Here is a 26,615-nt window from a genome sequence, read left to right as displayed (position 1 = left end):
TGGAAGCCTCAGATGAAAATCTGAGGCTTTTTTGTATCCGCAGGACTCTAACTTGGGAGTAGGCCCCAGGCTATTCGGAAAGCCTCCAATACCGGATTACGCCTTCGGCTAATCCAGGCTACGGCGGCATGCTTCGTAGGACGGAATCGCCGCAGGCGCTTCCGTCGTTGGTACCCCGCACGACGCGCGGCACCACCGCCATCGCCGGGTTACGCCTTGGCTACGTTCTGTTTCACGAGCATGGGCCACTCCCTGCAATCGACATGGCCCCATAAACAAAAACACCGCCAACCCTTGCGGGAAAGCGGTGCTCGTGAAGCGACTCCAATTACTGCGCGGCGGCTTCCGGCTCGACTTCTTCTACCGGCGCCTGGGCTTCGTCACCCTTGATGCCCAGTAGCTCCAGCTCGAATACCAGCACCGAATTCGCCGGAATCAGCGGGCTCGGGCTTTGTTCGCCGTAGGCCAGGTCACTGGGGATATACAGCTTGTACTTCTCACCAACGTGCATCAGCTGCAGGCCTTCGACCCAACCCTGAATCACGCCGCCAACCGGCAGGTCGATGGGGCTGCCGCGCTTGATCGAGCTGTCGAAAACGGTACCGTCAACCAGACTGCCTTCGTAATGAACAGTGACGACATCATCGGCAGTGGGCTGAGCGCCTTCGGCCTGCTTGATCACTTCGTACTGCAGGCCGGATTCGGTAGTGGTTACACCGTCACGCTTGGCGTTGTCCTCAAGGAACTTCGTACCGGCAGCGACCGCTTCCTTGTTCATCTCGTCCATACGCTCTTCGGCGCGAGTCTGCAGGTAGGCAAAGGCCTCCATCAGCTCCTCGTCGGTCAGCTTCTGATCCTGCTTGGTCAGGGCATCGTCGATACCCTGCGCAACAGCGGCCGAATCGAGATCATTCATCCCTTCCTGCGCCAGACTTTTGCCCATGTTCAGGCCAATGCCGTAGGAGGCCTTCTGAGCTGGCGTGTCCAGCTTGACGCCAGGAGCGCTGGTATCGCTGTCGCAGCCCGCCAGGACCAGGCCCACCAGGGCAATCGCCGGAGCCAAACGCTGATATCTCATGCTGTTTCCTTATAACGCTAAAAGGGGGTAACGCAAAAAAGCAGTCGTCGAGCTTAGCAGGCGGGCACAATCACTGGCTACCGCACTTCACTCGGCTCTGTAGTAGACAACTCGCATCGGTGATCTGCATCACCACTTCACTGCGCATGTGTTGCAGCCCATTCAGGCCCTGACCCTTGCTGGATTCCCAAGCACCGTGCAACCGGGAGGAACGTCGCGCGTTACCACACTACCGGCACCGATCAGCGCATCGTCACCAATGCTCACGCCCGGCAGGATGATCGCTCCGCCACCGACCCAGACATTACGCCCGATATTGATCGGTCGCCCGAACTCAAGCCCCGATTCACGCTGCGCCGCATCGCGCGGATGGTCGGCGGTGAGTATCTGCACACCAGGGCCGATCTGGGTCATGTCACCGATGGTCACCGCGACGACATCGAGAATCACACAATTGAAATTGAGGAACACTCCTTCACCCAGACGGATATTGAAGCCGTAATCGCAGTGAAATGGCGGACGGATATTAACCCCCTGCCCGACTGCCACCAGGCGCTCTATCAGCAACGCATGCCGCGCCTCTACCGACCACGCAAGGGCAGCGTTGTAACGAGCCAGCCAGTGCATGGTTGCCATCATGTCGGCCTGCAACTCGGCATCGGAGGCGTCATACAGCTCGCCTGCCAGCATCTTCTGTTTTTCCGTTCGAGACATTTTCGTCAGCCTTTGCAGACATGTCGTTTCTCGGACAGCACAGAGCGGAATTTGATGCCGACAAAGAGTCTGCCGAATAAATTCGGCTCTACGACTGAGCGCTTTGCGCTGGAGATCGACTGTTTAGCCAGAAGAGAAACAAGCCTCAGAGCGCGCCGGAAGAATACCGGACGCAGAAAAACGAAAAGCGGCCAATGGCCGCTTTTCGTGTAGCTTCAGGGTGTTCAGTGGACCCATGAAGCGAATTTGGCGCAGCGGACGGGACTCGAACCCGCGACCCCCGGCGTGACAGGCCGGTATTCTAACCGACTGAACTACCGCTGCGCTAAACCTCGAGTGGTGGGTGATGACGGGATCGAACCGCCGACCCTCTGCTTGTAAGGCAGATGCTCTCCCAGCTGAGCTAATCACCCGTTTGCTCTCGAAGTGGGGCGCATTCTAGAGAGGGTTCCGCACCTTGGCAACCCCCTTTTGAAAAAAAAATTGAAGAACTTACAAAGACTTAGGAAACCCCTCTGTTTACGGACGATTTCATGGTTTCCATCGGCGCAGGGTTGGCCTCGGCTCCCGCCAGGGGAATAATGCGTGCTTTGCCTTTACCGGAGTTACACATCGCCATGTGGTTTCGCAACCTGCTCGTCTACCGTCTCACCCAGAACGTCCCTTTCGATGTCGAGACACTTGAAGCTGCATTGGCCGCCAAGCCCGCCCGCCCCTGCGCCAGCCAGGAACTGAGCACCTACGGTTTCGTCGCCCCACTGGGCAAGGGTGCGGACGCGCCACTGGTACATGCCAGCCAGGGTTTTCTGCTGATCTCCACGCGCAAGGAAGAACGCATCCTGCCCGGCAGCGTGGTCAAGGACGCGCTAAAGGAAAAGGTCGACGAAATCGAAAACGAGCAGATGCGCAAGGTCTACAAGAAGGAGCGCGACCAGCTCAAGGACGACATCATCCAGGCCTTCCTGCCGCGCGCCTTTATCCGCAAGTCCGGCACCTTCGCTGCCATCGCCCCGGAACAGGGGCTGATTCTGGTCGATGCGTCCAGTCCCAAGCGCGCCGAAGACCTGCTTTCCACCCTGCGCGAAGCCATCGGCTCACTGCCGGTGCGCCCACTGACCGTGAAGATCGCTCCGTCCGCGACCATGACCGAATGGGTGAAAACCCAGAAAGCCGCCGACGACTTCTTCGTGCTGGATGAATGCGAGCTGCGCGACACCCATGAAGATGGTGGCGTGGTGCGCTGCAAGCGTCAGGACCTGACCAGCGACGAGATCCAGCAGCATCTGGAAGTCGGCAAGCAAGTCACTCAGCTGTCGCTGGGTTGGCAGGACAAGCTGTCCTTCGTGCTGGACGACAAGATGGTCATCAAGCGTCTGCGCTTCGAGGAGCTGCTGCAGGACCAGGCCGAACAGGACGGTGGCGATGACGACCTCGGGCAGCAGGATGCCAGCTTCCTGCTGATGATGCTGACCTTCGGCGAGTTCCTGCCGGCACTGTTCGAAGCGCTGGGTGGTGAGGAAATACCGCAGGGGGTCTGATCCGCTCCGCAAGCACATGCACGGGCCGAACGTGTTCGGCCTTTGGGGCAGCATGGAAGGACGCGGGCTGAATGTTTCGGCCCAACAAACACCCGCAGCCACAGCAGGTCTGCCTCGGCTTGCCCGAAACGGGCTGATGTGCACAATAGCCCGAGTGAGGACGACCTCACCGCTCGCTCAAGCGACCCTACCGGGGACGACCCCAACTTTTCCTGTTGGAGCCCGTATGTCCTGGTTCATCCTGTTCCTCGCCGGCCTGTTCGAAATCGGCTGGGCCGTCGGCCTGAAATACACCGAGGGCTTTACCCGCCCGCTACCCACCAGCTTGACCATCGCTGCCATGGCGATCAGCGTCGGACTGCTCGGCCTGGCCATGAAATCCCTGCCGCTGGGCACCGCCTATGCCATCTGGACCGGCATCGGCGCAATCGGTACCGTGATCGCGGGGATCATCCTGTTTGGCGAATCAGTGAATCTGTTCCGCCTGGGTAGTGTGCTGCTGATCTGTACCGGCCTGATCGGATTGAAGCTCAGCCACTGACAGTCAGGCGCCCTGCTCTCAAGGTTCGGGCGCCGTATCGAGGTTGCCGGTGACCCACAGCCGGAAGCGGACAAGGAATTCCGGCACCGAGCAAAATATCCAGCCAGTTACCAGCACATTGAGCAGGGCCACGGCCAGAAACAGCTGCGGGATCGACAGCTCCGCCACGCTCAGAAAAAGGATCGACAGGATCGCCGACACCACCATAAACAGGGCGTTGAGGATATTGTTCGCCGCGACCACACGGGAGCGTTCCTGGCGTACGGTGCGCGACTGGATCAGGGCGTAGAGCGGCACGATATAGAGCCCGCCGAAGGCGCCCAGCGCGAAAATGTCCAGCAGCACCCAGCGTGTGCCGGCCTCGCCCAGCAACATCAGCCAATCGCGGGATTCGAGCGCTGGCGGCACGCTCGCGGCATGCCACCAGAGCGCAATACCGAACAACGTCAAACCGAGTGAACCGAAGGGCACCAGCCCCATCTCCACGCGATGTCGGGACAAACGCTCGCAAAGCAGCGAGCCCAGCGCAATGCCCACCGAGAACACCGCCAAAATCAGCGTCACTGCACCTTCGTCGCCCTGCAGCAGGTCGCGGGCGAGGGTCGGTATCTGTGTCAGGTAGACCGCACCGAGAAACCAGAACCAGGAGTTGCCGATCATCGCCCGCGAGACGGCACGCTGCTGACCAAGCCCCAAGCGCATGATCTGCACGGACTGCCGCAGAATGTTCCAGTCCAGACGCAGGCTCGCCAGCGCAGCCGTGGATGACGGAATCGCACGGCTGGTCAGGTAGCCGATGCTTGCCAGCACCACCACGACCACCGAAACCAGCACGGCATATGCACCACGGCTCATCAATAGACCGGCGAGGATGGTGCCGCCGAGAATCGCCAGAAAGGTGCCCATTTCCACCAGCGCATTGCCACCCACCAACTCATCGGCGCGCAACTGCTGCGGCAGGATCGAGTATTTCACCGGCCCGAACAGCGCCGACTGCGTACCCATACAGAACAACACCGCCAGCAGCATCGGCAGATTGCCCAGCAGCATGCCGAGCGCACCCGCGAGCATGATCAGGATTTCAGCGAACTTGATCCGACGAATCAGCCAGGCTTTCTCGTATTTCTCGCCGAACTGACCACCCAGAGCCGAAAACAGAAAGAACGGCAGGATGAACAACAGCGCGCAGAGATTGACCAGCAGATGGACATCGGCCTCACTGCCCAGCTTGTAGAGAATGGCCAGCACCAGGGCCTGCTTGAACACATTGTCGTTGAAGGCACCCAGTAGTTGCGTCACGAAGAAGGGCAGAAAGCGCCGCTTGCCGAGCAGGCTGAACTGGGAATGCTGGCTCATCGCATGCCTCCACCGTGACGCTCGCAGTCAGTGCTCACAATGGCAACTGCCCGAACGCCCAGCGCAGCAGGAAAAAAACCAGCAGGCCGCCCGCAATGGTCGCCAGCAGGTTGCGGCTCCATGCTGCGATCAGGATCGCCAGCAAGCCGGCCAGCAAATAGGCGTTGTCCCAGCGCAGCGCCCATTCCCCCTCGGGCATCAGCATGCCGGGCGCCACGATGGCAGTCAGAACGGCAACGGGCACGTAATGCAGTCCCTGCTCCGCCAGGCGAGGAAAACGCAGGTTCGGCCAGGCGAAAAAGCTGTAGCGGATCAGGAAGGTGATCACCAACATACCGATTATCAACAGCCAGATCAGCATCGCTGCGCCTCCTGTCGCGCACGGCGTTCGGCCATACGCTCAAGCCAGACGCCGACGACGATGCCTGCCAGCGCCGCGGCAATCAGCCCCAGCTTGTAGGGCAGTTCCCAGGTCAGCAACGCGACACCACCGGCCACCAGTGCCGAGGCCACCTGCGGTGACGTGCGCATCATCGGCACGGCGATACCGATAAAGGTCGCGATCATCGCGAAGTCCAGCCCCCAGCTCGCTACATTGGGCACCGCCTGACCGAAGCCTATGCCGATCAACGTTGCCAATTGCCAGCTCAGATACATGGTCAGCGCCGCGCCAAGGAAGAACCAGTGCTTGTGCGGTGAGGCATCGTCACGGGCATAGCGATGCTGGATCACCGCGAAGGCCTCGTCAGTCAGCCAGAACGCCAGGGGTATCCGCCAGCGGCTCGGCAGATGCCGAACGAACGGCTGCAATGCCGCGCTGTAGAGCGCATGGCGCAGGTTGACCACAAAGGTGGTCAACAACACAACCGCCGCGCCCACACCACCGCTGATCAATGTCACCGCAATGAACTGAGCCGAGCCGGCAAACACCAGCAGCGACATGCCCATGGCTTGCCAGCCGGACAGCCCGGCACCAATGGCGAGGGTGCCGAAGATGATGCCGAAGGGCACACCGCCGACGATCAGAGGCAGGATATCGCGGCAGCCATGCAGAAACTCTTGCGAGCGGGTCATCGGTTTCCTTGGAGGATTAACGCAAGGCACGCGCTGCGCGCCTTCATTGGAGTTGAAATAGCCAAGCATGAAGCGGCGTCATGACAAAATCGAGGTAGACCTTAACTCAAATCGGAAGCCTGTTGGCACAGACCTGCACGACATGAATCAGCTCGGCGAGCACAGGAGCAAAAAGTATTAGGTGATCTTCCGCACATTTCGTGCGAAGCGTCTGGAATGGGGCTTCCATCGACTCAAGAGTCTGCCGCCAGCTTATTCGACGTTGGTCGCAACCCCGGTCAGGATGCCTCTTTTACTGCGAAGATTTGCCCATACCTCTACCAATAAGCGGCAGCGTCGAGTGATCTGAAGCTGTCGAACCTGAATTGTCGCCCTCATCCGGTCAGCATGTTCAGCCTCAGGCCAGTCGGCCAAGGGGCCGGGCTCTGCTTTAATGACCGCTACCCAGGCGTCGTCAGGTCTCGATGAACTCTTCATTTCGACGCCCGCACATCCTTGCTGTCTGGAGTCTGCATGTCGTTGTCTGGTGGGCTGATCGCACTGGTCGCCTTCGCCTATATGGCCCTTTTGTTTGCCATCGCCTTCTATGGCGATCGCAACCGTGACCAGATGTCGCCGCGCCTGCGGCCCTGGGTCTACAGCCTGTCGCTGGCCGTCTGGTGCACCAGCTGGACCTTTTTCGGTGCGGTCGGGCAGGCCGCCGAACAGCTCTGGTCGTTCCTGCCGATCTATCTTGGCCCGATTCTGCTGATGCTGCTGGCGCCCCATGTGTTCCAGAAGATGATCATGATCAGCAAGCAGGAGAACATCACCTCGATTGCCGACTTCATCGCGGCGCGCTACGGCAAGTCGCAGCTGCTGGCCATCGTGGTGACGCTGATCTGCCTGGTTGGCGTGCTGCCTTATATCGCCCTGCAGCTCAAAGGCATCGTGCTCGGCGTGAACCTGCTGATGGGCAATCGGGCCGAGGCCGTCGCCGGCTCCGGCACGCAGGACACCGCCCTCATCGTGTCCGTGGTGCTGGCGCTGTTCACCGTGCTGTTCGGCACGCGCAACCTGGACGTGACCGAGCACCATCGCGGCATGGTCCTGGCGATTGCCTTCGAGTCGCTGGTCAAGCTGCTGGCCTTCATGGCGGTCGGGGCCTTCGTCACCTTCGGCCTGTACGACGGCTTCGGCGATCTGTTCAACCAGGCCCACGCCAGTGCGGAGCTGGCGAGCTTCTGGGAAGTCACGGTGAACTGGCCGGCGATGGTGGTGCAGACCGGTGTTGCGATGATGGCCATCGTCTGCCTGCCCCGACAGTTTCACGTCACCGTGGTGGAAAACATCGAGCCGAAGGATTTTCGCATGGCGCGCTGGGTATTCCCGCTGTACCTGGTGCTTGCCGTGGTCTTCGTCATCCCCATCGCGCTGGCCGGACAGATGCTGCTGCCTGCGGGCATCAGCCCTGACTCGTTCGTGATCAGCCTGCCGTTGGCCGAGAGCCATCCGGCCCTGGCAATGCTGGCTTTCATTGGTGGCGCCTCGGCCGCAACCGGCATGGTCATCGTCGCCAGTGTGGCCCTGTCCACCATGGTGTCCAACGACATGCTGCTGCCCTGGCTGCTGCGCCGCAAGGAAGCCGAGCAGCCATTCGAGGCGTTCCGCCACTGGATGCTCTCGGTACGGCGCATCAGCATCGTCACGATTCTGCTGCTGGCCTATGTCAGCTATCGCCTGCTGGATGCCAGCGCAAGCCTGGCGACCATCGGCCAGATCGCCTTCGCCGCCCTGACCCAGCTGGCGCCAGCCATGGTCGGCGCGCTGTACTGGAAACAGGCCAACCGCCGCGGCGTGTTCGCCGGTCTCACGGCTGGCGCGTTGATCTGGTGCTATACGCTGATTCTGCCGCTGCTCGGCTGGCCACTGGAAATGTTCCCCGGGCTGCAGTGGCTGTACACCACCAGCCTGCCCTTCGGCACCAGCGCACTGACGTTCGGTGTAACCCTGTCGCTGCTGGGCAACGCAACCCTGTTCTTCTGGGTTTCGATCCTGTCCCAGACCCGCGTTGCCGAGCACTGGCAAGCCAGCCGCTTCATCGGTCAGGAAATTCATCCCGCCGCCAGCTCGCGGCGCCTGCTCGCGGTCCAGGTCGAAGACTTGCTGCAGCTGGCGGCACGCTTCGTCGGTGCGGAGCGTGCGCGGACCAGCTTCTACCGTTTCGCCCGTCGCCACGGCCAGGACTTTTCCCCCAAGCAGCCGGCTGACGGCCAGTGGATTGCCCATACCGAACGGCTACTGGCCGGCGTGCTCGGTGCTTCCTCCACTCGCGCGGTAGTCAAGGCTGCCCTGGAAGGCCGCGACATGCAGGTCGACGACGTGGTGAGAATCGTCGGCGAAGCCTCGGAGGTGCTGCAGTTCAACCGCGCCTTGCTGCAAGGCGCCATCGAAAACATCACCCAGGGCATCAGCGTGGTCGATCAGTCCTTGCGGCTGGTGGCCTGGAACCATCGCTACCTGGAGATGTTCGAGTACCCGGAAGGGCTGGTCTACATCGGCAGGCCGATTGCCGATGTGATTCGTTATAACGCCGAGCGCGGCCTGTGCGGCCCCGGCAATCCGGACACCCACGTCGCCAAGCGGTTGTACTGGATGCGCCAGGGTCGTGCCCACACGTCCGAACGCATGTTCCCCAATGGGCGGGTGGTGGAGCTGGTGGGCAACCCCATGCCGGGCGGCGGCTTCGTCATGAGTTTCAGTGACATCACCGCTTACCGCGAGGCCGAGCGCGCCCTCAAGGATGCCAACGAGGGCCTGGAACAGCGCGTCAGCGAACGCACCCAGGAACTCTCCGAGCTGAATCAGGCGCTGACTGCGGCCAAGAGCACCGCCGAAGCTGCCAACCAGTCGAAAACGCGCTTTCTCGCGGCGGTCAGCCATGACCTGATGCAGCCACTCAATGCCGCCCGCCTGTTCTCCGCCGCGCTGTCGCACCAGCATGATGCCCTGCCGCGTGAAGCACAGGATCTGGTTCGTCATCTGGATAGCTCGCTGCGTTCGGCCGAGGACCTGATTTCCGATCTGCTGGATATTTCACGCCTGGAGAACGGTCGCATCACGCCTGACCGCAATCCGTTCCCGCTTGCCACCCTGTTCGACACCCTGAGCACCGAATTCACCGTGCTGGCCGCCGAGCAAGGCGTCGATTTCAAAGTGCACGGCAGCCGCTTGCGCGTCGACAGTGACATTCGTCTGCTGCGGCGGGTATTGCAGAACTTCCTCACCAACGCCTTCCGCTACGCCAAGGGCCGGGTGGTGCTCGGCGTGCGTCGCCAGGGTTCGTCGCTGCGACTGGAAGTGTGGGATCGCGGCCCCGGCATCGCCAGGGACAAGCTGCGGGTGATATTCGAGGAGTTCAAGCGTCTGGACAGCCACCAGACCCGCGCCGAAAAAGGCCTGGGACTGGGACTGGCGATTGCCGACGGCTTCTGCCAGGTGCTCGACCATCCGCTGTCGGTACGCTCCTGGCTCGGCAAGGGCAGCGTCTTCAGCGTGACCGTGCCGATTGCGGCCAATGTCGTGAAACAACCCAGCCACAGCGTAAAAGTCGAACCGCAGCAAGCCGCACTGACGGGCGTGCAGGTGCTGTGCATCGACAACGAAGACAGCATCCTGATCGGCATGCGCAGCCTTTTGTCACGCTGGGGCTGCCAGGTCTGGACCGCCAGCAACCGGGCCGAATGCGAGGCGCTGCTCAAGGAGGATGTACGCCCGCAAATGGTGCTGGTCGACTACCACCTGGATCACGGCGAAACCGGTTCCGAGTTGATGGCCTGGCTGCGCACCCGTCTCGGTGAACCGGTGCCTGGCGTCGTGATCAGTGCCGACGGGCGTCCCGAGCTGATTGCCGCAGTCCACGCCACCGGCCTGGACTTTCTCGCTAAACCGGTCAAGCCGGCGGCGCTGCGTGCACTGATGAGCCGTCACGTACAGCTGCACTGATCATTCCTGCCGGGTCTTGCCGCAGCGCAAGACCCGGCAGTAGCAAGACGCTAGACTGCAGCGGTTGCCGCTTCGCTGCCAGCCATGACGAAACAGGCCTGTCCCCCAACTTCGGTGCCTCTCCATGACCCTTGAGCTGTTGTTGAACCTGGCCACCGCGCTCGGTGTTGGCCTGCTGATCGGAACGGAACGCAGCTGGAGCGGGCGCGACAACGGCGGCGAGGAACTGGCCGGCCTGCGCACCTTCGGCCTCAGTGGACTGTTCGGCGGGCTGGCAGCATTGAGCGCAGGCCACTTCGGCGCGGCAGCCTGGATCGCGATGCTCGTCGTACTGGCGCTACTGGTGATCGCCGGTTACTTGATCGAGTCCCGCTACAGCGCCGATCACGGCATGACCACCGAAGTGGCGCTGCTGCTGACCTTTCTGCTCGGCAGCCTGGCGGTCGCTGAAAGCCGCATGCTGGCCGCCTCCATCGCTGTTGTCGTGGCGCTGCTGCTGAGCCTCAAGGCGCGCCTGCATGGCGCGCTGCGCAAGCTCAGCGAAGCTGAACTCGGTGGCGCACTGAAGCTGCTGTTCATTTCCGTGGTGCTGCTGCCAACGCTGCCCAATCAGGGCTACGGCCCCTGGCAGGCGTTCAACCCCTATACCACCTGGTGGATGGTGGTGCTGATCGCCGGAATCGGCTTTGCGGCCTATGTCGCCATCCGCCTGCTGGGCACCCGTCATGGACTGATGGTCACCGCGTTGCTCGGCGGCATCGTGTCGTCAACCGCAATGACCATGACCCTTGCCCGGCTGGATTCGGCCAAGCTGCGACCGGCACTGGCCGCTGGCCTGCTGGCCACCTCGGCACTGATGTTTCCACGGGTGCTGCTCGAAGTCGGGCTGGTCAACCGTACGCTGCTGCCGGCACTGATCGCACCCCTGCTGACCGCCGGATTGATCTACGCAGGTGGTGCATTGTTCTACTACCTGCGCGCCGCCCAACAGCCTGACGCCACCACCGAACCACCGCTGAAAAACCCCTTCGAGCTGGGCCCGGCCATGCGCTTCGCCGCACTGCTGGTACTGATCCTGTTTCTGGTCGAAGGTGCACAGCGCGGGCTTGGCGATACGGGTGTCTATCTGGTTTCGCTGGTATCAGGGCTGACCGACGTGGACGCCATCACGCTATCGCTGGCCAACAGCGCCCGTACCGAACTGAGCGAAGAGGTTGCAGTACGCGGCATCTTCCTGGCCGCATTGAGCAACAGCCTGGTCAAAGCGGTGCTGATTGGCCTCATCGGTGGCCGCTCCATGGCGCTGCTGACAGTACCCTTCATGGTTGGCGGATTGCTTGCCGGGTTCGCGGTGCTGTTACTGGTTTGAGGTTGTCGGTCATTCTTCATTGGCAGGCAGCGTCTCAGCTCCTGCCCGCTCCAGCCAGTCGTTCGGCAGACGCTTGCTGGCGCGGGCGCCGAGCAACTTGAGCTGTTCGGCACGACCCACCAGATTGCCACGGCCATCGGTGAGCTTGTTGCGCGCCCCCAGGTAGGCTCTGTCCAGCTGTTGCAGGCGGCTGCCTATCTCGTCCAGATCCTGAATGAAGGCGACAAACTTGTCGTACAGCGCCCCCGCCCGCTCGGCAATTTCGCGGGCATTCTGGCTCTGCCGCTCCTGGCGCCAGAGGCTGTCGATGACCCGCAGCGTTGCCAGCAATGTGGTTGGACTGACGATGACGACGTGTTTGCCATAGGCCTCCTGAAACAGCTCGGGATCGGCTTGCAGCGCCGCCGCGAACGCCGCTTCGATGGGCACGAACAGCAGCACGAAATCCAGACTCTGCAGGCCCTCCAGACGCTGGTAATCCTTCAGAGAAAGCCCCTTCAGATGATTGCGCAACGACAGCACATGCTGCTTGAGTGCCTGCGTGCGGCTGTCCTCATCCTGGGCGCTGGTCAGCATCTGGTAGGCCGTCAGGCTGACCTTTGCATCTACCACCACCTGCTTGTCGCCGGGCAGCTGGATCAGCACGTCCGGCTGGAAACGCTCACCATCGGCGCTCTTCAGACTGACCTGGGTGTGGTATTCGCGGCCCTTCTGCAGACCGGCATGCTCCAGCACCCGCTCCAGAATCATCTCGCCCCAGTTGCCCTGGGTCTTCTGCCCCTGCAGGGCTCGCGTCAGGTTGGTCGCCTCATCGCCCAGGCGCTGGTTGAGCTGTTGCAGCCGCTCCAGCTCACGGGCCAGGGAAAAGCGCTCGCGCGCCTCGTTCTGATAGCTTTCCTCAACGCGCTTCTCGAACGACTGGATGCGCTCCTTCAGTGGGTCGAGCAACTGGCCCAGGCGTTCGTGACTGCTTTCGGCGAAGCGTTTCTCGCGTTCCTCGAAGATCTTTCCGGCCAGCTCTGCGAATTGTGCGCGCAGCTCGTCGCGGGCGCCCTGGAGATCGTCCAGGCGCTGCTGATGGGTTTTCTGCTGCTCGTTCACTTCAGCGCTGACACTGGCATGTGCAGCGCTGAGAGCACGCAACTCGGCCTGCTGGGCGTCACGCTCTGCCTGCAGGTCATCGAGCCTCTCGCGGGCTTCCAGACGCTGCGCCTGCAACCATTCGCTCTCCCGGCGCAGTGCCGCCAGTTCAGCCTGTAATGCCGCGCGGGACTCCATGAGATCAGCCTGTTCCAGGCGACTGGTTTCCAGCTGCGCGTTGAGTCCTTCCTGAACCAGGGCAGCCTGACTCAGGCGTTCATCCAGCAAGGCGAGTTGCGCCTGTCGCTGAGCCAGACGGCGCTGTAACACAGCCGCAAGCATCGCCAACACGAGACAGAGAAATACAAGCCCGGCAAGCAGGTAGGAAGGATCTAGAGGCATGGACGCTCCGATAAAATTGCGGGGAAGTATAGCTGCCGAGTCAGGTCTTCTGACCCGCGGGTTGCGCCTTTGCCCTATCCAGTCTGCAAATCAAAAAGAGCAACTCGAAGGCTCTACCTCGCTGAGCTCGAAAACGCGAAGCAGAGCGCAGAAAAATTAATCCACAGAAGCTGTGGATAACTCTGTGAACAAATAGGTAACAGTTTCCCCTAGCGCCGATGATTGCAGGCCTGAGCTTAAACTGGCGTTTTTTTCACCAATTAAAAATACCTATATTTATCAATAACTTATTATCGGTCTATACCAAGACGAGGTTTGCGACACTTTGTCATAAGCGCTTGACAAGACAGGCGACAGGAATGTGCACAAGTTTGGCGCACGAAACACAAAACGCCCGTTCCAGGCACGTTCCTGCCCTTCGCGCGGAACTTCCCAGCCATCAGCTACTCCGCAACAGCGGCGGCAAACGGATCGCAACGGGGCATCGGCCAGCTTATGCTGTGCCGCTATCGACCACGGGACAGGCCATGGCCAAGCGGCGCGCTACCCTACTGTTTTCTGTTTCAGTCACGCTTTTACTGATGCTCGGTGCCGGTATTTACGCCGGATATCTGTGGCAGACGTTCAAGCGCGAACAGGGCATTGTCGCGCTCGAGGTTCATGGCTGGCGGCTGGCGGCGGACGGCCTTTTTCTGCAGCACATCAGCCTGACCCGAGAGACCGACGACGAACGGCTGACGTTGAATATTGACGGTCTGGCGCTGGGTCTCGACGCCTGGTGGCGACCGCTGCCACTGCGTTCACTGAGCATCGATCACCTGCGGGCAGACTGGCAGGATGTAGCACACACGGATCAGCACATCGACGACGACACGCCGCTGAGGCTGCCCGGTTCTCGGCAATTGGAGCAGTGGCTCGCCTGGCTTCCCCGCCAGGGTCATGTCGCCTCACTCGATTTCAGTCTGCCCTGCGTCAACGGCACCTGCCGCGAGCAGGGCCAGTTGCACTGGCAACAGGCCGGCGAGCGACCATTGCCGGCTGAAGCGCGCCTGCAACTGCAGCGCAACACGCACACGCTTGTACTGCTGGCCAACGCCTACGAAGAAAGCGCCGGCACTCATCTGGACGTGCACGTGCAACTCGACGGTCTGCAACGCCTGAGCCTGCTCAACAGGGTGTCGCCCCATACCGACGCTACCCTCTGGAGCGGCACTCTGGCCATGAGTGAGCTGCCGGAAGCGCCCTGGCTGCTGGAATGGCTAAGCGACTGGCTGGACTACCAGCCGCCGACACTGCCAGAGCTGCCCCAGCAGATGCGTATCGGTGCCGGCTGGGCGCTTCAGCTCGACTCATCGAACCTGATTGATACATGGAAAACCCTGGATGGTGACCTAAGGCTATCCGCCAACCTGCCTACGCCCTGGCCGGTACCGGGTATCGGCCAGCTTCAGGGCAAGCTCGACCTCACGGCCAAGGCAGAGCAAGGCCTCTGGCTACCCACAGAACTGGCCGCGAACCTGCAACTGGAGCCCACCGCCGATCTGCTCGCAGTGTTGCCGGCATCGCTGCGCCCACACAGGCTCGGCCTGATTGCAACGCCCGGCGCGGCGCGTGGCTCCGCATCGAGGCTGCCACTGCAGGTAGAACTCCAGGCAGAAGGCCCAGCACCGGCCACACTGCAAACGCACTTACTGCTCGATACCGCTGCGCCCTATGGCCTGACTGCGGAACAAGGACGTCTGCGACTGCAGAGCCAGAATCTGCCCGAACTTGGCGCGGAAGGGCTGGCGCTAGACCTGCGCTTCAAGGCTCAGGCATCGGCGCAGGCCGCGACATTTCGACTGGCTGAAGGCTCAACCATCCGCCTCGACAGCCTGAACAGCGCCCCGGATCTGTCGGCAGAAAAACTGAGCATGCAGCTATCAGGCGTCAACATAGAGGCAAACCTGACCGAGCAGCAGCTGCGGATCACTGGAGCGCCACTGATAGAGGCAGGCAGACTGCACCAGACATCGCTACGTTCACAGGGATGGCGCTGGAATCCGAGTCTGCACGGCAATCAGCAACGCATTACCCTCGACGGGCCGCTCACAAACGATGCCGGTCTTGCTCTGTCACTGGCGCTCAGGCATGACTGGGCGGACACCACGACCCGCATCGACGCCAAGCTTGGGGAACTGTTTCTGCGCGCCGGCAATCCGCTCGCCGCCACCCTGGCCGACTGGCCGCAAACACTGGAACTGAATACCGGTCGCTTCGAGGCTCAGGGGCGTATCGAGCTGGCCGCTGACAAAGCGCCCAGCGCCACGGCAACGCTCAATGCCAGAGGCCTGGGCGGCATTTTCGACCGCACCGAAATCAGCGGTCTGGACAGCGAGCTGAAACTCAATCTGCAACGCAATCAGCTACGCCTGGAAATTGCCGAGCTGAAGGTGCAGCAGGCCAATCCGGGCTTCAGTTTCGGGCCGGTGCAGTTGCGCGGGGACTACACGGCGGATATCCAGCAGCTCCAGCGGGGGCGCCTGAACTGGTCCACTGCCGAAATCCAGGTCATGGGCGGCAGGCTCTGGCTGGCTCCAGGCACAGCCGACCTGGCCGCCAGTGAACAGCGTCTAAGCGCCCAATTGCGCGGCCTGCAGCTACCGCTCCTGCTCGAGGCCTACCCCACCGAGGGCCTGTCCGGCAGCGGAGTCATTGATGGTGAGCTACAACTGCAGCGCAGCCAGCAGGGCCTGAGCATTGAACAGGGCTCTCTACTGGCACGCGAGCCCGGCGGCACCCTGCGCTTTCGCTCGGCGAAGATCCAGGCGCTGGGGCAATCCAATCCGGCCATGCGTCTGGTCGCCGAGGCTCTGGACGACTTCCACTACGACCTGCTCAGCAGCAACGTACGCTACGCCACCGACGGCACACTGAACCTCGGGCTCCGCCTGCACGGACGCAATCCGACACTCGAAGGCGGTCGTCCGATCAACCTGTCGGTCAACCTGGAAGAGAACATTCCAGCCTTGCTGACCAGCCTGCAATTATCCGATCGTGTCAGCGAAACCATTCAGCGGCGCGTGCAGGAGCGTCTCAGATAAGGCAATGTAGCGGTCCCCACAGAGGAGAAACCGGTCATGCGGTTGTGCTATCCCATCAGCATCCTGGCGCTGGCGCTGCTGGCCAGTGCCTGCACCCCGAGGGTGGAACTGGCCGTGCCCAACGAGCCGATCAATATCAATCTCAACGTAAAGATCGAGCACGAGATTTATATCCGGGTCGACAAGCAGCTCGACGCCATCATCAACGAAGACAGCGGCCTGTTCTGACCCGCCTCGAAGGAAGTGCCATGAAAATCTCTCTGAAACTCGGCTCGCTGCTCATCGCGCTGTGCCTGGCGCTGCCTGTGGCGGCCATGTCCCTCAACGAAGCCATGTCTGCACTGGGCCAGGCCAAGGCCAGCGGCCAGCTCGGCGAAAGGCCTGACGGCTACCTGGGCGTGGTGCAGCCCGGCGGCCAGGCCGAAGCCATCGCCAGTCAGATCAACCAGGCACGGCGTGCCGAATATCATCGTGTGGCGCAGAAGAACGGCATCAGCGTCAGTGACGTTGAAGCCATCGCTGGCAAAAAGGCCATCGAGAAAACCCCTGCCGGACAGATCGTCCAGCTCAACGGAAGCTGGGTGAGAAAGTAGCTTGAGTTGAGCAGGGCCAGGGAAGGCCTTGCGGTCCATGCTCGGTCGATTGGGCAGTCACGAGGCGGAACCCGTCGAACCGAATCGCAGCCGCCAGGGGCGATAACGCCTGTTTATGGCGCAGCAGCCCATGTCCTGATAAGTCCCCGCCCGGCAGATAGCTGGGCTAGTCTCTAGCATCCAGTTCCGGACGGAGACACGAACATGATAGATGTCCAAGGCTACGCAGCCCTTGACCCGAGCAAGCCTCTCGCACCGTTCAGCTTCCAGCGGCGCACGCCGGGTGAGCGTGATGTACAAATCGAAATCCTCTTCTGCGGCGTCTGCCATTCCGACCTGCATACGGCCCGCAACGAATGGCACAACACGCTCTACCCTTCAGTGCCCGGTCACGAGATCGTCGGTCGTGTCACTGCAATCGGCCAGGCCGTAACGAATTTCAAGGTGGGCGATATCGCCGGCGTGGGCTGCCTGGTCGACAGCTGTCGCCATTGCGCCTCCTGCGGCGAAGGCTTGGAGCAATATTGCGAAAAGGGCTTCACCGGCACCTACAACGGTCCTGTATTCGGCGGCGAAAACACCTTTGGTGGCTATTCGGACAGCATCGTGGTGGACGAGAAATACGTGCTGCGCATCAAGCATCCGGACAACCTGGCTGCCGTGGCCCCGCTGCTCTGCGCCGGCATCACCACCTATTCACCGCTGCGCCAGTGGAAGGTCGGCCCCGGCCAGAAGGTTGGCGTCGTAGGCCTCGGGGGGCTCGGCCATATGGCGGTGAAGATCGCCAAGGCCATGGGCGCGCATGTCGTGCTGTTCACCACATCCCCGGACAAGAAAGAAGACGCTCTGCGCCTTGGCGCCGCCGAAGTGGTGATATCAAAGAACAAAGAAGAAATGGCCGCGCATGCCAGCAGCCTCGACTTCATCCTCAACACCGTAGCCGCCCCCCACGACCTGGACGCTCTGCTAGCGTTGCTCAAGCGTGACGCCACAATGACCCTGGTGGGCGCACCAGCCACGCCCCACCCCTCGCCCAGCGTGTTCAACCTGATATTCAAGCGCCGCCGCCTTGCCGGTTCGCTGATCGGCGGGATTGCCGAAACCCAGGAAATGCTCGACTTCTGCGCCGAGCACGGGATCGTCGCGGACATCGAGATGATCCGCATGCAGGACATCAATGAGGCTTACGAACGCATGCTCAAGAGCGATGTGAAATACCGCTTTGTCATCGACATGGCGACCCTGCAGCAGCGCTGATGCCGCAATAAGCGGCGTTCAGGCCCCGATCACGCCACCGTCGTCCTTGGTGATGAGCACTGTCGAGGAGCGTGGCCGGGTCTTGCCGTCGCCCGCCGGAAAGCTCAGCTGCGGATGTTGCACGTTGACCCACATCGCGCGGTAGTCCGGACTCCAGGTGATGCCGGTGATCTCGCAACCACGCGGGCCGACTAGAAAGCGCCGCACCTCACGGGTTCGCGGATCGGCGCAGAGCAGTTGATTGGTGCCCATGTTCTGCATCGCCGGGTCGTCATCAGCGTAGTCGGTCTGAATCCACAAGCGCCCGGCAGCGTCAAAGGCCAGCCCGTCCGGCGAGGAAAAGATGTCGCCTTCGATAGTGCCGATCAGGTTGGCGGGCACGGCTTGCCCACCCTCACGCCGTGCACCGGGTTGCTCACCCGCCAGGAGAAAGACTTCCCAGGTGAACGCGCTGGCGCTCGGACTCCCGCCCTGCTCGTTCCAGCGCAGGATCTGCCCGTGCAGGTTGTTCGGTCGCGAGTTGGCCTTGTCCAGCGGCTGCCTGCTGCCACGCCCGTCATTATTGGTCAGGGTCACATAGACTTCGCGGCTCTGCGGATGCACGGCCACCCACTCGGGGCGATCCATGGGCGTCGCCCCGAGCAGGTCGGCAGCGGCCCGCGCATTGAGCAGTACCTCGGCCTGGTCGGCAAAACCGTTTTCGCCGCTCAGGCCATTCTGGCCATGCACCAGCGCCAGCCAATCGCCACTGCCATCAGCGTTGAAACGTGCGACGTAGAGCGTGCCACTGTCGAGCAGGCGACGATTGGCCTGGTCCGCGCCGGGTGTGTAGCGGCCCGCGGGGACGAACTTGTAAATGTATTCGCCACGGGTATCGTCGCCAGAATAGAAAGCCATGCGCCCGTCCTCGCCCAGCGACAGCACCGCACATTCGCGGCAGTAGCGCCCAAACGCGGTGCGCTTGACCGGCTGGCTGTGCGGGTCGAAGGGATCGATCTCCACCACCCAGCCGAAGCGGTTGGGCTCATGCACATGACCGCCGTGAGGCTGCGAGACATCCGGCGTGGCGTTGAAGCGCGGGTCGACGGTTTCCCAGCCGTAGTATTTGCTCCGGCTACCTCCACCCACGCCATAACGTCTGTGTGAAACACGCCGGGCCAGGTCATCGGCGTCCTGGTTGACGAAGTAGTGGTGCCAGTTCTCCTCGCAGGCCAGATAGGTGCCCCAGGGCGTCATGCCGCTGGCGCAGTTGTTCAGGGTGCCGAGGATTTCACCTCCGGCAGGATCAGAAGCGGTCTTCATCAACTCATGTCCAGTCAGCGGTCCGGCGACAGCCATCGGCGTCATGGCTGAGATGCGGCGGTTGTAGCGCGACGGCATGACCCGCTGCCACTGCCCCTGAGCATCCTTCCTCACTTCGATGACGCTGACACCATGCGCCGCCTGCTCCTTGCGCACCTCGTCCAGCGGACGCTGGCCGTCGGTGAAGGTCATGCCGTTGGGGTGCAGCGGCGGGTTGACGTACTCGTGGTTCATCACCAGCAAGCCGTGGCTGTCGGGGTTATCGGCAAAGGGAAAGAAATGCATGCCGTCATGGTTGTCACCCGCCTGCCTGAGCTGGGCCTGCCAATCGTCGCTGGCATCGGGGTTCCACTGCGGCGCATCGGCCAGCACGGCATCGCCCCAGGAAAAGAAGGTCCGCACGCTGTAGCCCGGCGCCACCTTTACGCTGTCGAAGGCAGGGTCGAGTTGCGCGGGAATGCTGCTGAACCCCATCAGCGATTCGTTCTGCAGCGCGCTGCGGCAGGCACCCAGGCTGCCGCCGAGAAAACCCAGAGCAGCCAGCCCCAGCCCACCCTTGAGCACACGCCGGCGGCTGCCATCCACCAGCTGCGCCAGTGAAGGGCTGGCGGCGGGATTGATGACCTGATCGTCATGGGCCGAAAGCTCGGCGTGAAAGTACTGAAACTCCTGTTTCATGGGCAGCTCGCTGTGCGAAGGGAGGGATCGGATGCGCAGGCAGCCCTCTCTCTATCACATGCAGGTTACGCTTCAGCGACACCCGGAATCTTCACGCTGCATTAGCACCCTCACGCGCACCCTTAGAACCGCACACTGAGGTTGCGACACGGCAGCCAATAGCCGAAAAAATCACGGCGGGATTGGCTTTCTGATGATGCAAGTAATCGGTAGACCAAAAAAATCGATCAGCAGCTGTGCGCCTCGGCAAGGGACCCGACGACGCCGGACACGTTCATGCCCGCGGCCTTAGCGCCGAACGACGGCGAACAAACCGGGTCGAAATCAGCGGTTACGACGCCACATAATCGAGGACTGATCATGCACATCACACCGCCCGCCATCGCCCTCTTCGCGCTGCTGACAGCAGGCGCGGCCTATGCCAACGAAGCCCCCAGTGACAGCACGCACGACGCTGCCGATCACAATCAGCAGCAAACCGAAGATGACTCCGCGCATGGCTACCAGAATCCCACCGGAGTCGATCCGGACCCGCGCATGGACGACCACCCTGCCCCCAACACCCATGAGCACGACGAAGACAACGATGACTGAGGCCCAGTAAAAAGCACCTGATCCCGCTTTCTTCTTTGCAACGCAACGGTTAAGGTCGCCGGCCTTCGCTGAGGAGCCGGCATGCCTTACCTGATCTTCGTCACTTTGTTGTGGGCGGTTTCCTTCAACCTCATTGGGGTTTATCTGGCTGGCGCGGTGGACAGTTACTTCGCCGTGCTCACCCGCGTGGTCCTGGCAGGGTTAATCTTTCTGCCAATGACGCGCTGGCGCGGCGTTGCACCGGGATTTATCGCCGGAGTAACGGTGGTCGGCATACTGCAGTTCGGCGTCACCTACCTGTGCCTGTACCTGAGCTTCAACATGCTGACGGTAGCCGAAGTGCTGCTGTTCACGGTGCTCACACCCCTGCATGTAGCACTGATCGACGACGCGCTTAACCGACGTTTCAATCCCTGGGCATTGCTCGCTGCCGCCGTTGCCGTACTCGGCGCCGGGCTGATTCGCTACGACGACCTCAGCAGCGATTTCCTCGGGGGTTTCCTGCTGATGCAGCTGGCCAATTTCACTTTTGCTGCCGGCCAGGTCGGCTACAAGCATCTGGCCCGGCATTACCAGTCGCAGATTCCGCTGCACCGCCGCTTCGGCTATTTCTTTATCGGCGCCCTGCTGGTGGTGCTACCGGCCTGGCTGCTGCTGGGCGATCTTGAAAAGCTGCCGGCTACTTCCACCCAATGGGGCGTACTGGTGTGGATGGGCGTGCTCGCTACCGCCCTTGGCCAGTTCTGCTGGAACAAGGGCGCAACCCTGGTCGATGCCGGCACATTGGCAGTCATGAACAACCTGTCGGTGCCGGTCGGTCTGATCATCAATTTCCTGGTCTGGGGCAGTGAAACCCGTCTCGACCTGTTGCTAATCGGTGGGCTGCTGATCCTGGGCTCGCTGTGGATCAATCGCGCCGGTCGCCTTTTCGGACAACAAACTTAACTGGCTGATTTTATTGATGATTTATCTGTAGGTCAGCGGTAACATGCCGATCTGTCGCATGGACGCGCTTCTCAGTTTGCCGTCGAGATATCCATGCGTCCGCTTATCCTGCTTTTTCTGCTGTTGCTTCCGTTCGCCTCGGTACAGGCCGACGCACCACGCACCTTTCGCGAAGCCAAAAAGATCGCCTGGACGATCTATGCCGAACGCCCGGTGGACTTCTATTGCGGCTGCACCTTCAAGGGCAACCGGATCGACCTCGACAGCTGCGGCTATGTTCCGCGCAAACAACCCAAACGCGCCGCACGGGTCGAATGGGAGCATATCGTTCCAGCCTGGGTCATCGGCCATCAACGCCAGTGCTGGCAACAGGGCGGTCGCAAGCAATGCACCGCCAAAGACCCGGTCTTCAGCAAGGCCGAAGCCGACTTGCACAACCTGGTGCCGGTGGTGGGTGAGGTGAACGGTGATCGCAGCAACTACGGTTTCGGCATGCTCAGCGAAAAGCCCAGCCAATACGGTGCATGCCCTTTTGTGGTGAACTTCAAGCAGCGCACCGCCATGCCGCCGGAGTACAGCCGTGGAGCCATCGCCCGTACCTACCTTTACATGGCCGAACGCTACAACCTGCGCCTGTCCAGACAGGACCAGCGCCTATACGACATCTGGAATCGCCAGTACCCGGTCAGCGAATGGGAACGCTGGCGCAACCGCAGCATCGCCTGCATTCAGGGCAACGCCAATCTGCATGTTGGCGAGATCAATCAGCACACTTGCGGACCGCGCAGAAGCATCGTCAGCCGCTAGCCTGTTGCCGCCAACGCGGCCAGGCTGCATCCTGTCGCCACGCCTGCGGGGAGACAGCGACACATGCAGCAGAACACGCTTTACATGGCACTTGGCCTGACGGTACTGCTGGCACTGATCCTGTCCGGTATCGCGCCATACGATCACGCCACCTGGTTGCTGGAGGTCTCGCCAGTGCTGATCGCCGCGCCGATTCTGCTGCTGACCTGCCGACGCTTCCCTCTCACCCGCCTGCTCTACGTACTGATCGCATTCCATGCGCTGGTACTGATCCTCGGCGGTGCTTATACCTACGCGCGCGTACCGCCGGGATTCTGGGTCCAGGAGCTGTTTGACCTTCAGCGCAACCCCTACGACAAGCTGGGGCATTTCATGCAGGGCCTGGTTCCGGCCTTGCTCGCGCGGGAGATTCTGCTCCGGCTGCGCTTTCTGACAACGGGCAGAATGCTGGGTTTTCTATCGATCTGCGTGGCGCTGGCCTTCAGTGCCTTCTACGAGATGATCGAGTGGTGGGTCGCACTGATCGCCGGACAGGGCGCAGAGGACTTTCTCGGCACCCAGGGCGACCCATGGGACACCCAGTCCGACATGCTCATGGCGCTGTTAGGCGCCTGCGTTGCGGTCATCGGCCTTGGCCACGTTCAAAACCGGCAGATCGCTTGCCTGGAGCGGGATGTCACCAGTAGTCGGTAGCCGCCTCAGATCTTCAGCTCGAAGTCGTCGCCATCGTGATAAGCGGGAAATTTCTCACGAAATGCGGCCAGATTACGGGCGCTCAGGGTCACGCGAAACACGCCCTCGGCATCACCGGCTTGCAGCAACGAATCGCCCAGATAATCCAGTACCTGGCTGTCGCCACTGTAGGGATGCCCCTTGCCGTCCTCGCCGACGCGATTCACTGCAGCCACGAAGCACAGGTTCTCGATCGCGCGCGCCGGCAACAGGCGGTTCCAGGCGTTGCGCCGGGCCGCGGGCCAGTTGGCCGTGTAGATCAGCAGGTCGGTGCCGTGGGCATCACGGCTCCATACCGGAAAGCGCAGGTCGTAACAGATCAGCGGGCGCACGCGCCAGCCGTTCAACTCGAACAGCGCCTGGCGCTCGCCCGCCGTGTAGTGCTGGTGCTCGCCGGCCATGCGAAACAGATGACGCTTGTCGTAATGCAGGATTTCACCGTTCGGACGCGCCCAGAGCAGACGGTTGCGATAGCTGCCGTCCGCTGCCTCGATGATCACACTGCCGGTGACAACGGCCTCCAGACGCGTGGCCTGCTCACGCAACCAGTGGTAAGTCGGCCCCTCTTCCGGCTCAGCCAGTCGCGCGGCACTCATGGAAAAGCCGGTAGTGAACATTTCCGGCAGAACGATCAGATCGGCGCCACGCGCCTGATCCAGCAGCCGGGTGAAATATTCGCGGTTGGCGGCGGCATCCTGCCAGGCCAGGGTGGCCTGGATCAGCGCCAGGTCGAGGTCGGGCAATGGGGTCAGATCGCGCATAGTCGTACCGCTGCCTGCCGCAGCGTTTCCTCCCGTTTGGCAAAGCAGAAACGCACCAGCCGCAAATCTGCCGGCGCATGCTGGTAGAAGACCGAGATGGGAATGCTCGCCACACCATGTTCGCGGGTCAGCCACTCGGCCATCGCCACATCGTCGAGGTCAGGGCGGATAGCTGAATAATCCGCCAGCTGGAAGTAGGTACCCGCCGCGCGTGTGAAGCTGAAGCGCGAGCTGGCCAGCAGTTCGCAGAACAGGTCGCGCTTGGCCTGATAGAAGCCCGGCAGCTCGGCGGTGTGTTCTGGATGCACGGTCATGTATTCGGCCAGCGCCCATTGCAGCGGCGTAACGCCGGTGAAACTGACGTACTGATGCACCTTGCGCAACTCTGTGGTCAACAGCGGTGGCGCCACCACATAGCCGGTTTTCCAGCCAGTGACGTGATAGGTCTTGCCGAAAGAGCTGATCACGAAAGCGCGCTGATAAAGCTCTTCATGACGCAGGACGCTGGCATGCTCACGCCCGTCGAACACCAGGTGTTCGTAAACTTCATCGCTGAGCAGGTAAATATCGCGACCACGAATCAGTGTGGCAAGGCGGTCCAGATCCTCGCGTTCGATCAGCGCACCGCTGGGATTATGCGGCGTATTGAGCACGATCATCCGCGTGCGCGGCGTGATCGCATCCGCCAGTTTCTGCCAGTCGATGGAAAAATCCGGCAGGCTCAGCGGTTGATGGATGCAGACGCCGCCTGCAAGCTCCACTGCCGGTTCGTAGCTGTCGTAGCAGGGATCGAAGACGATCACCTCGTCGCCGGCACGAATCACCGCGTGAAGCGCGCAGAAGATCGCCTGCGTCGCGCCCGGCGTGATGGTGACTTCGCTATCGGCACTCACCGTTCGCCCGTACAGCGTCGAAACCTTGAGCGCCACCTGCTCGCGCAGCGCCGGCAACCCGGCCATGGGCGCGTACTGGTTACGCCCGGCCATTACCGCTCGGCCTGCCGCTTCGCGCAGGGCCTGCGGCCCATCGAAATCGGGGAAACCCTGGGACAGGTTGATCGCACCGGTCTCGATCGCCAGCTGCGACATGGTGGTGAAGATGGTGGTACCCACGTTGGGCAGCTTGCTGGTGATCATCGGGCTCGCTCAAGGCTGGACACTGAAAATCAAAACCGGAAGCCCTTGAGAAAAAACGTCCAGCCTGACGCTTCAGGTTCGTGGCTATTTCTTGTCCCGGCGCTTCTTCTCGGCCTTCTTGTGGTGCGACATAAGTCGGCGCTTCTTGTTCACCTGACGGTCGGTGAGGGTGTTTTTCTTGCCCTCATAGGGGTTCTCGCCGCCCTTGTACTCGATGCGGATCGGCGTACCGACCAGCTTGAGCACGCGACGGTAGGTATTCTCGAGATAGCGCGAATAGGACTTGGGTACCGCATCGACCTGGTTGCCGTGAATCACGATCAGCGGCGGGTTGGCGCCACCCAGGTGCGCATAGCGCAGCTTGATGCGACGGCCGGAAACCATTGGCGGCGCATGCTCACGCACCGCGTCCTCGAGAATCTGCGTCAGCCGGCTGGTGGGCCAGCGGGTGACGGCAGAAGTGAAGGAGGCCTGTACCGACTTGTACAGATTGCCGACGCCCGTGCCGTGCTTGGCCGAGATGAAGTGAATGTCTGCAAATTCGACGAAGAACAGCCGGCGCTCAAGTTCTGTTTTCACATAATCGCGCTCGCCCGGCTCCATGCCGTCCCACTTGTTCAGCGCGATGACCAGCGCACGGCCACTGTCGAGCACGAAGCCGAGCAGATTAAGGTCATGCTCGACCACGCCCTCGCGGGCATCCATGACGAAGATCACCACGTTGGCGTCCTGAATCGCCTGTAGCGTCTTGACTACCGAGAACTTTTCCACCGCCTCGAAGATCTTGCCGCGACGACGAACGCCTGCGGTATCGATCAGCGTGTACTTCTCATCCCCACGCTCGAAGGGAATGTAGATGCTGTCGCGCGTGGTGCCTGCCTGGTCATAGACGATGACCCGTTCCTCGCCAAGCATGCGGTTGACCAGTGTCGACTTGCCGACGTTGGGACGACCGATGATGGCGATCTTGATGCCATCCTTCTCACTCGGGCCGGGAATGCGCTTGAGCTCCTGGCCTTCGATGGCTGTCTCGCCCTCTTGTGCGGCCTCTTCCTCAACCTCGGCGTTGTCCTTGGGAAAGATCCCCAGCGCCTGTTCAAGCATGTAGGTGATACCACGACCGTGCGCGGCGGCGATGGGCAGCGCATCACCCAGACCCAGAGGACTGAACTCGGCGCGGGCGATATCCGGATCGATGCTGTCGACCTTGTTCGCCACCAGAAAATGGCGCTTGTTCATCTTGCGCAGATGCTCGGCGATCATCTGGTCGCCTGGCGTCATGCCTGCACGAGCATCGACCATGAACATCACCGCATCGGCTTCTTCCATGGCCTGCAGGGACTGCTCGGCCATCTTGGCATCGATCCCTTCTTCGTCGCCTGTCAGGCCACCGGTATCAATGACGATATAAGTGCGGCCCTGCCATTTGGCTTCGCCATACTGGCGATCACGGGTCAGACCGGCATACTCGGCGACGATGGCGTCACGACTTTTGGTCAGACGGTTGAACAGGGTGGACTTGCCGACGTTCGGGCGGCCCACCAGGGCGATTACGGGAACCATGCGGCTCTCCACTGCGATATTTCAGAAA

At 61.6% G+C, this 26,615-nt stretch carries 22 protein-coding genes and 2 tRNA genes; 12 read left to right on the top strand and 12 right to left on the bottom strand.

All coding sequences use genetic code 11. The features are described 5' to 3' along the window. Positions 1 to 328: 328 nt before the first annotated feature. The 4 genes from NAV32_RS15400 to NAV32_RS15385 form a co-directional block, all read right to left on the bottom strand. Complete coding sequence (locus NAV32_RS15400; RefSeq protein ID WP_256053675.1) at positions 329 to 1,078, bottom strand: FKBP-type peptidyl-prolyl cis-trans isomerase; 750 nt, start codon at positions 1,076 to 1,078, stop codon at positions 329 to 331. A gap of 162 nt (positions 1,079 to 1,240) precedes the next feature. Beyond that, positions 1,241 to 1,792 carry a sugar O-acetyltransferase gene (locus NAV32_RS15395; RefSeq protein ID WP_256053674.1) on the bottom strand — a complete coding sequence of 184 codons (552 nt, stop codon included), beginning with the start codon at positions 1,790 to 1,792 and terminating at the stop codon, positions 1,241 to 1,243. Positions 1,793 to 2,039: 247 nt separating this feature from the next. Continuing rightward, positions 2,040 to 2,116, bottom strand: a tRNA-Asp gene (locus tag NAV32_RS15390). Positions 2,117 to 2,129: 13 nt separating this feature from the next. Continuing rightward, a tRNA-Val gene (locus NAV32_RS15385) sits at positions 2,130 to 2,205 on the bottom strand. Between the two features lie 204 nt (positions 2,206 to 2,409). On the opposite strand from NAV32_RS15385, the gene rdgC reads away from it, so the two are divergent. Together rdgC and sugE are read left to right on the top strand one after the other, a co-directional pair. Further along, entirely contained in the window at positions 2,410 to 3,330 is a 921-nt protein-coding gene (gene rdgC, locus NAV32_RS15380; protein ID WP_256053673.1) for a recombination-associated protein RdgC, read from the top strand. A 226-nt stretch (positions 3,331 to 3,556) separates the two neighbouring features. Further along, entirely contained in the window at positions 3,557 to 3,871 is a 315-nt protein-coding gene (sugE, locus tag NAV32_RS15375) for a quaternary ammonium compound efflux SMR transporter SugE (RefSeq protein ID WP_256053672.1), read from the top strand. An 18-nt stretch (positions 3,872 to 3,889) separates the two neighbouring features. Here the strand turns inward: sugE and NAV32_RS15370 are convergent, their stop codons facing one another. Genes NAV32_RS15370 through NAV32_RS15360 form a run of 3 tightly spaced genes read right to left on the bottom strand, consistent with a single transcriptional unit; the run spans position 3,890 to position 6,301 of the window. Beyond that, complete coding sequence (locus tag NAV32_RS15370) at positions 3,890 to 5,227, bottom strand: MFS transporter (RefSeq protein ID WP_256053671.1); 1,338 nt, start codon at positions 5,225 to 5,227, stop codon at positions 3,890 to 3,892. A 34-nt stretch (positions 5,228 to 5,261) separates the two neighbouring features. Then, positions 5,262 to 5,588 carry an AzlD domain-containing protein gene (locus tag NAV32_RS15365; RefSeq protein WP_256053670.1) on the bottom strand — a complete coding sequence of 109 codons (327 nt, stop codon included), beginning with the start codon at positions 5,586 to 5,588 and terminating at the stop codon, positions 5,262 to 5,264. Next, positions 5,582 to 6,301, bottom strand: coding sequence for an AzlC family ABC transporter permease (locus tag NAV32_RS15360; protein ID WP_256053669.1), 720 nt, complete (start codon positions 6,299 to 6,301; stop codon positions 5,582 to 5,584). Before NAV32_RS15360 ends, NAV32_RS15365 begins: the two co-directional genes overlap by 7 nt. A gap of 513 nt (positions 6,302 to 6,814) precedes the next feature. Between NAV32_RS15360 and NAV32_RS15355 the strand changes: the two genes are divergently transcribed. Then, entirely contained in the window at positions 6,815 to 10,285 is a 3,471-nt protein-coding gene (locus NAV32_RS15355) for a hybrid sensor histidine kinase/response regulator (RefSeq protein WP_256053668.1), read from the top strand. A gap of 124 nt (positions 10,286 to 10,409) precedes the next feature. Continuing rightward, on the top strand, positions 10,410 to 11,654 hold the full coding sequence (locus tag NAV32_RS15350) for an MgtC/SapB family protein (RefSeq protein WP_256053667.1): 1,245 nt from the start codon (positions 10,410 to 10,412) through the stop codon (positions 11,652 to 11,654). 9 nt (positions 11,655 to 11,663) lie between these two features. On the opposite strand, the gene rmuC is transcribed toward NAV32_RS15350, so the two are convergent. After that, positions 11,664 to 13,136, bottom strand: coding sequence for a DNA recombination protein RmuC (rmuC, locus tag NAV32_RS15345; protein WP_256053666.1), 1,473 nt, complete (start codon positions 13,134 to 13,136; stop codon positions 11,664 to 11,666). A gap of 527 nt (positions 13,137 to 13,663) precedes the next feature. Between rmuC and NAV32_RS15340 the strand changes: the two genes are divergently transcribed. From NAV32_RS15340 to NAV32_RS15325, 4 genes are all read left to right on the top strand, one after another. Further along, positions 13,664 to 16,219, top strand: coding sequence for an intermembrane phospholipid transport protein YdbH family protein (locus NAV32_RS15340; RefSeq protein WP_256053665.1), 2,556 nt, complete (start codon positions 13,664 to 13,666; stop codon positions 16,217 to 16,219). Positions 16,220 to 16,255: 36 nt separating this feature from the next. Then, the gene (locus NAV32_RS15335; protein ID WP_256053664.1) at positions 16,256 to 16,447 is read left to right on the top strand and encodes a YnbE family lipoprotein; all 192 of its coding nucleotides are present in this window, start codon (positions 16,256 to 16,258) and stop codon (positions 16,445 to 16,447) included. 20 nt (positions 16,448 to 16,467) lie between these two features. Beyond that, positions 16,468 to 16,812 (top strand): YdbL family protein, encoded by a 345-nt coding sequence (locus tag NAV32_RS15330; protein ID WP_256053663.1) that lies wholly within the window; start codon positions 16,468 to 16,470, stop codon positions 16,810 to 16,812. Positions 16,813 to 17,016: 204 nt separating this feature from the next. Next, a complete protein-coding gene (locus NAV32_RS15325; protein ID WP_256053662.1) occupies positions 17,017 to 18,069 on the top strand; it encodes an NAD(P)-dependent alcohol dehydrogenase in 1,053 nt (350 codons plus the stop codon). Positions 18,070 to 18,087: 18 nt separating this feature from the next. Here NAV32_RS15325 and NAV32_RS15320 read toward each other — a convergent pair whose 3' ends face one another. Beyond that, entirely contained in the window at positions 18,088 to 20,049 is a 1,962-nt protein-coding gene (locus NAV32_RS15320; RefSeq protein ID WP_256053661.1) for a PhoX family protein, read from the bottom strand. 360 nt (positions 20,050 to 20,409) lie between these two features. Between NAV32_RS15320 and NAV32_RS15315 the strand changes: the two genes are divergently transcribed. From NAV32_RS15315 to NAV32_RS15300, 4 genes are all read left to right on the top strand, one after another. Further along, positions 20,410 to 20,643, top strand: a complete 234-nt coding sequence (locus NAV32_RS15315; RefSeq protein ID WP_256053660.1) for a hypothetical protein — start codon at positions 20,410 to 20,412, stop codon at positions 20,641 to 20,643. Positions 20,644 to 20,724: 81 nt separating this feature from the next. Then, complete coding sequence (locus NAV32_RS15310) at positions 20,725 to 21,588, top strand: carboxylate/amino acid/amine transporter (protein ID WP_256053659.1); 864 nt, start codon at positions 20,725 to 20,727, stop codon at positions 21,586 to 21,588. 93 nt (positions 21,589 to 21,681) lie between these two features. Continuing rightward, positions 21,682 to 22,395, top strand: coding sequence for an endonuclease (locus NAV32_RS15305; RefSeq protein ID WP_256053658.1), 714 nt, complete (start codon positions 21,682 to 21,684; stop codon positions 22,393 to 22,395). Positions 22,396 to 22,458: 63 nt separating this feature from the next. Continuing rightward, entirely contained in the window at positions 22,459 to 23,088 is a 630-nt protein-coding gene (locus tag NAV32_RS15300; protein ID WP_256053657.1) for a DUF2238 domain-containing protein, read from the top strand. A gap of 5 nt (positions 23,089 to 23,093) precedes the next feature. On the opposite strand, the gene NAV32_RS15295 is transcribed toward NAV32_RS15300, so the two are convergent. The 3 genes from NAV32_RS15295 to der all read right to left on the bottom strand — a co-directional run bounded on the left by NAV32_RS15295 (position 23,094) and on the right by der (position 26,587). Beyond that, the gene (locus NAV32_RS15295) at positions 23,094 to 23,888 is read right to left on the bottom strand and encodes an amidohydrolase (protein WP_256053656.1); all 795 of its coding nucleotides are present in this window, start codon (positions 23,886 to 23,888) and stop codon (positions 23,094 to 23,096) included. Beyond that, positions 23,876 to 25,024: a pyridoxal phosphate-dependent aminotransferase gene (locus tag NAV32_RS15290; RefSeq protein WP_256053655.1), complete on the bottom strand. Its 1,149-nt coding sequence runs from the start codon at positions 25,022 to 25,024 to the stop codon at positions 23,876 to 23,878. Before NAV32_RS15290 ends, NAV32_RS15295 begins: the two co-directional genes overlap by 13 nt. A gap of 84 nt (positions 25,025 to 25,108) precedes the next feature. Then, positions 25,109 to 26,587, bottom strand: coding sequence for a ribosome biogenesis GTPase Der (der, locus tag NAV32_RS15285; protein WP_256053654.1), 1,479 nt, complete (start codon positions 26,585 to 26,587; stop codon positions 25,109 to 25,111). Positions 26,588 to 26,615: the final 28 nt, after the last annotated feature.

It is taken from the genome of Stutzerimonas stutzeri (assembly GCF_024448695.1).
GTDB classification, from domain to species: Bacteria; Pseudomonadota; Gammaproteobacteria; order Pseudomonadales; family Pseudomonadaceae; genus Stutzerimonas; species Stutzerimonas stutzeri_T.
Note: the sequence above shows the minus strand (reverse complement) of the source record. Positions and strands in the feature narration are given on the sequence as shown.

Coding starts and splice junctions, on each gene's coding strand:
- NAV32_RS15400 (WP_256053675.1), bottom strand. CDS start 1,078: ATGAGATATCAGCGTTTGGCTCCGGCGATTGCCCTGGTGGGCCTGGTC.
- NAV32_RS15395 (WP_256053674.1), bottom strand. CDS start 1,792: ATGTCTCGAACGGAAAAACAGAAGATGCTGGCAGGCGAGCTGTATGAC.
- rdgC (WP_256053673.1), top strand. CDS start 2,410: ATGTGGTTTCGCAACCTGCTCGTCTACCGTCTCACCCAGAACGTCCCT.
- sugE (WP_256053672.1), top strand. CDS start 3,557: ATGTCCTGGTTCATCCTGTTCCTCGCCGGCCTGTTCGAAATCGGCTGG.
- NAV32_RS15370 (WP_256053671.1), bottom strand. CDS start 5,227: ATGAGCCAGCATTCCCAGTTCAGCCTGCTCGGCAAGCGGCGCTTTCTG.
- NAV32_RS15365 (WP_256053670.1), bottom strand. CDS start 5,588: ATGCTGATCTGGCTGTTGATAATCGGTATGTTGGTGATCACCTTCCTG.
- NAV32_RS15360 (WP_256053669.1), bottom strand. CDS start 6,301: ATGACCCGCTCGCAAGAGTTTCTGCATGGCTGCCGCGATATCCTGCCT.
- NAV32_RS15355 (WP_256053668.1), top strand. CDS start 6,815: ATGTCGTTGTCTGGTGGGCTGATCGCACTGGTCGCCTTCGCCTATATG.
- NAV32_RS15350 (WP_256053667.1), top strand. CDS start 10,410: ATGACCCTTGAGCTGTTGTTGAACCTGGCCACCGCGCTCGGTGTTGGC.
- rmuC (WP_256053666.1), bottom strand. CDS start 13,136: ATGCCTCTAGATCCTTCCTACCTGCTTGCCGGGCTTGTATTTCTCTGT.
- NAV32_RS15340 (WP_256053665.1), top strand. CDS start 13,664: ATGGCCAAGCGGCGCGCTACCCTACTGTTTTCTGTTTCAGTCACGCTT.
- NAV32_RS15335 (WP_256053664.1), top strand. CDS start 16,256: ATGCGGTTGTGCTATCCCATCAGCATCCTGGCGCTGGCGCTGCTGGCC.
- NAV32_RS15330 (WP_256053663.1), top strand. CDS start 16,468: ATGAAAATCTCTCTGAAACTCGGCTCGCTGCTCATCGCGCTGTGCCTG.
- NAV32_RS15325 (WP_256053662.1), top strand. CDS start 17,017: ATGATAGATGTCCAAGGCTACGCAGCCCTTGACCCGAGCAAGCCTCTC.
- NAV32_RS15320 (WP_256053661.1), bottom strand. CDS start 20,049: ATGAAACAGGAGTTTCAGTACTTTCACGCCGAGCTTTCGGCCCATGAC.
- NAV32_RS15315 (WP_256053660.1), top strand. CDS start 20,410: ATGCACATCACACCGCCCGCCATCGCCCTCTTCGCGCTGCTGACAGCA.
- NAV32_RS15310 (WP_256053659.1), top strand. CDS start 20,725: ATGCCTTACCTGATCTTCGTCACTTTGTTGTGGGCGGTTTCCTTCAAC.
- NAV32_RS15305 (WP_256053658.1), top strand. CDS start 21,682: ATGCGTCCGCTTATCCTGCTTTTTCTGCTGTTGCTTCCGTTCGCCTCG.
- NAV32_RS15300 (WP_256053657.1), top strand. CDS start 22,459: ATGCAGCAGAACACGCTTTACATGGCACTTGGCCTGACGGTACTGCTG.
- NAV32_RS15295 (WP_256053656.1), bottom strand. CDS start 23,888: ATGCGCGATCTGACCCCATTGCCCGACCTCGACCTGGCGCTGATCCAG.
- NAV32_RS15290 (WP_256053655.1), bottom strand. CDS start 25,024: ATGATCACCAGCAAGCTGCCCAACGTGGGTACCACCATCTTCACCACC.
- der (WP_256053654.1), bottom strand. CDS start 26,587: ATGGTTCCCGTAATCGCCCTGGTGGGCCGCCCGAACGTCGGCAAGTCC.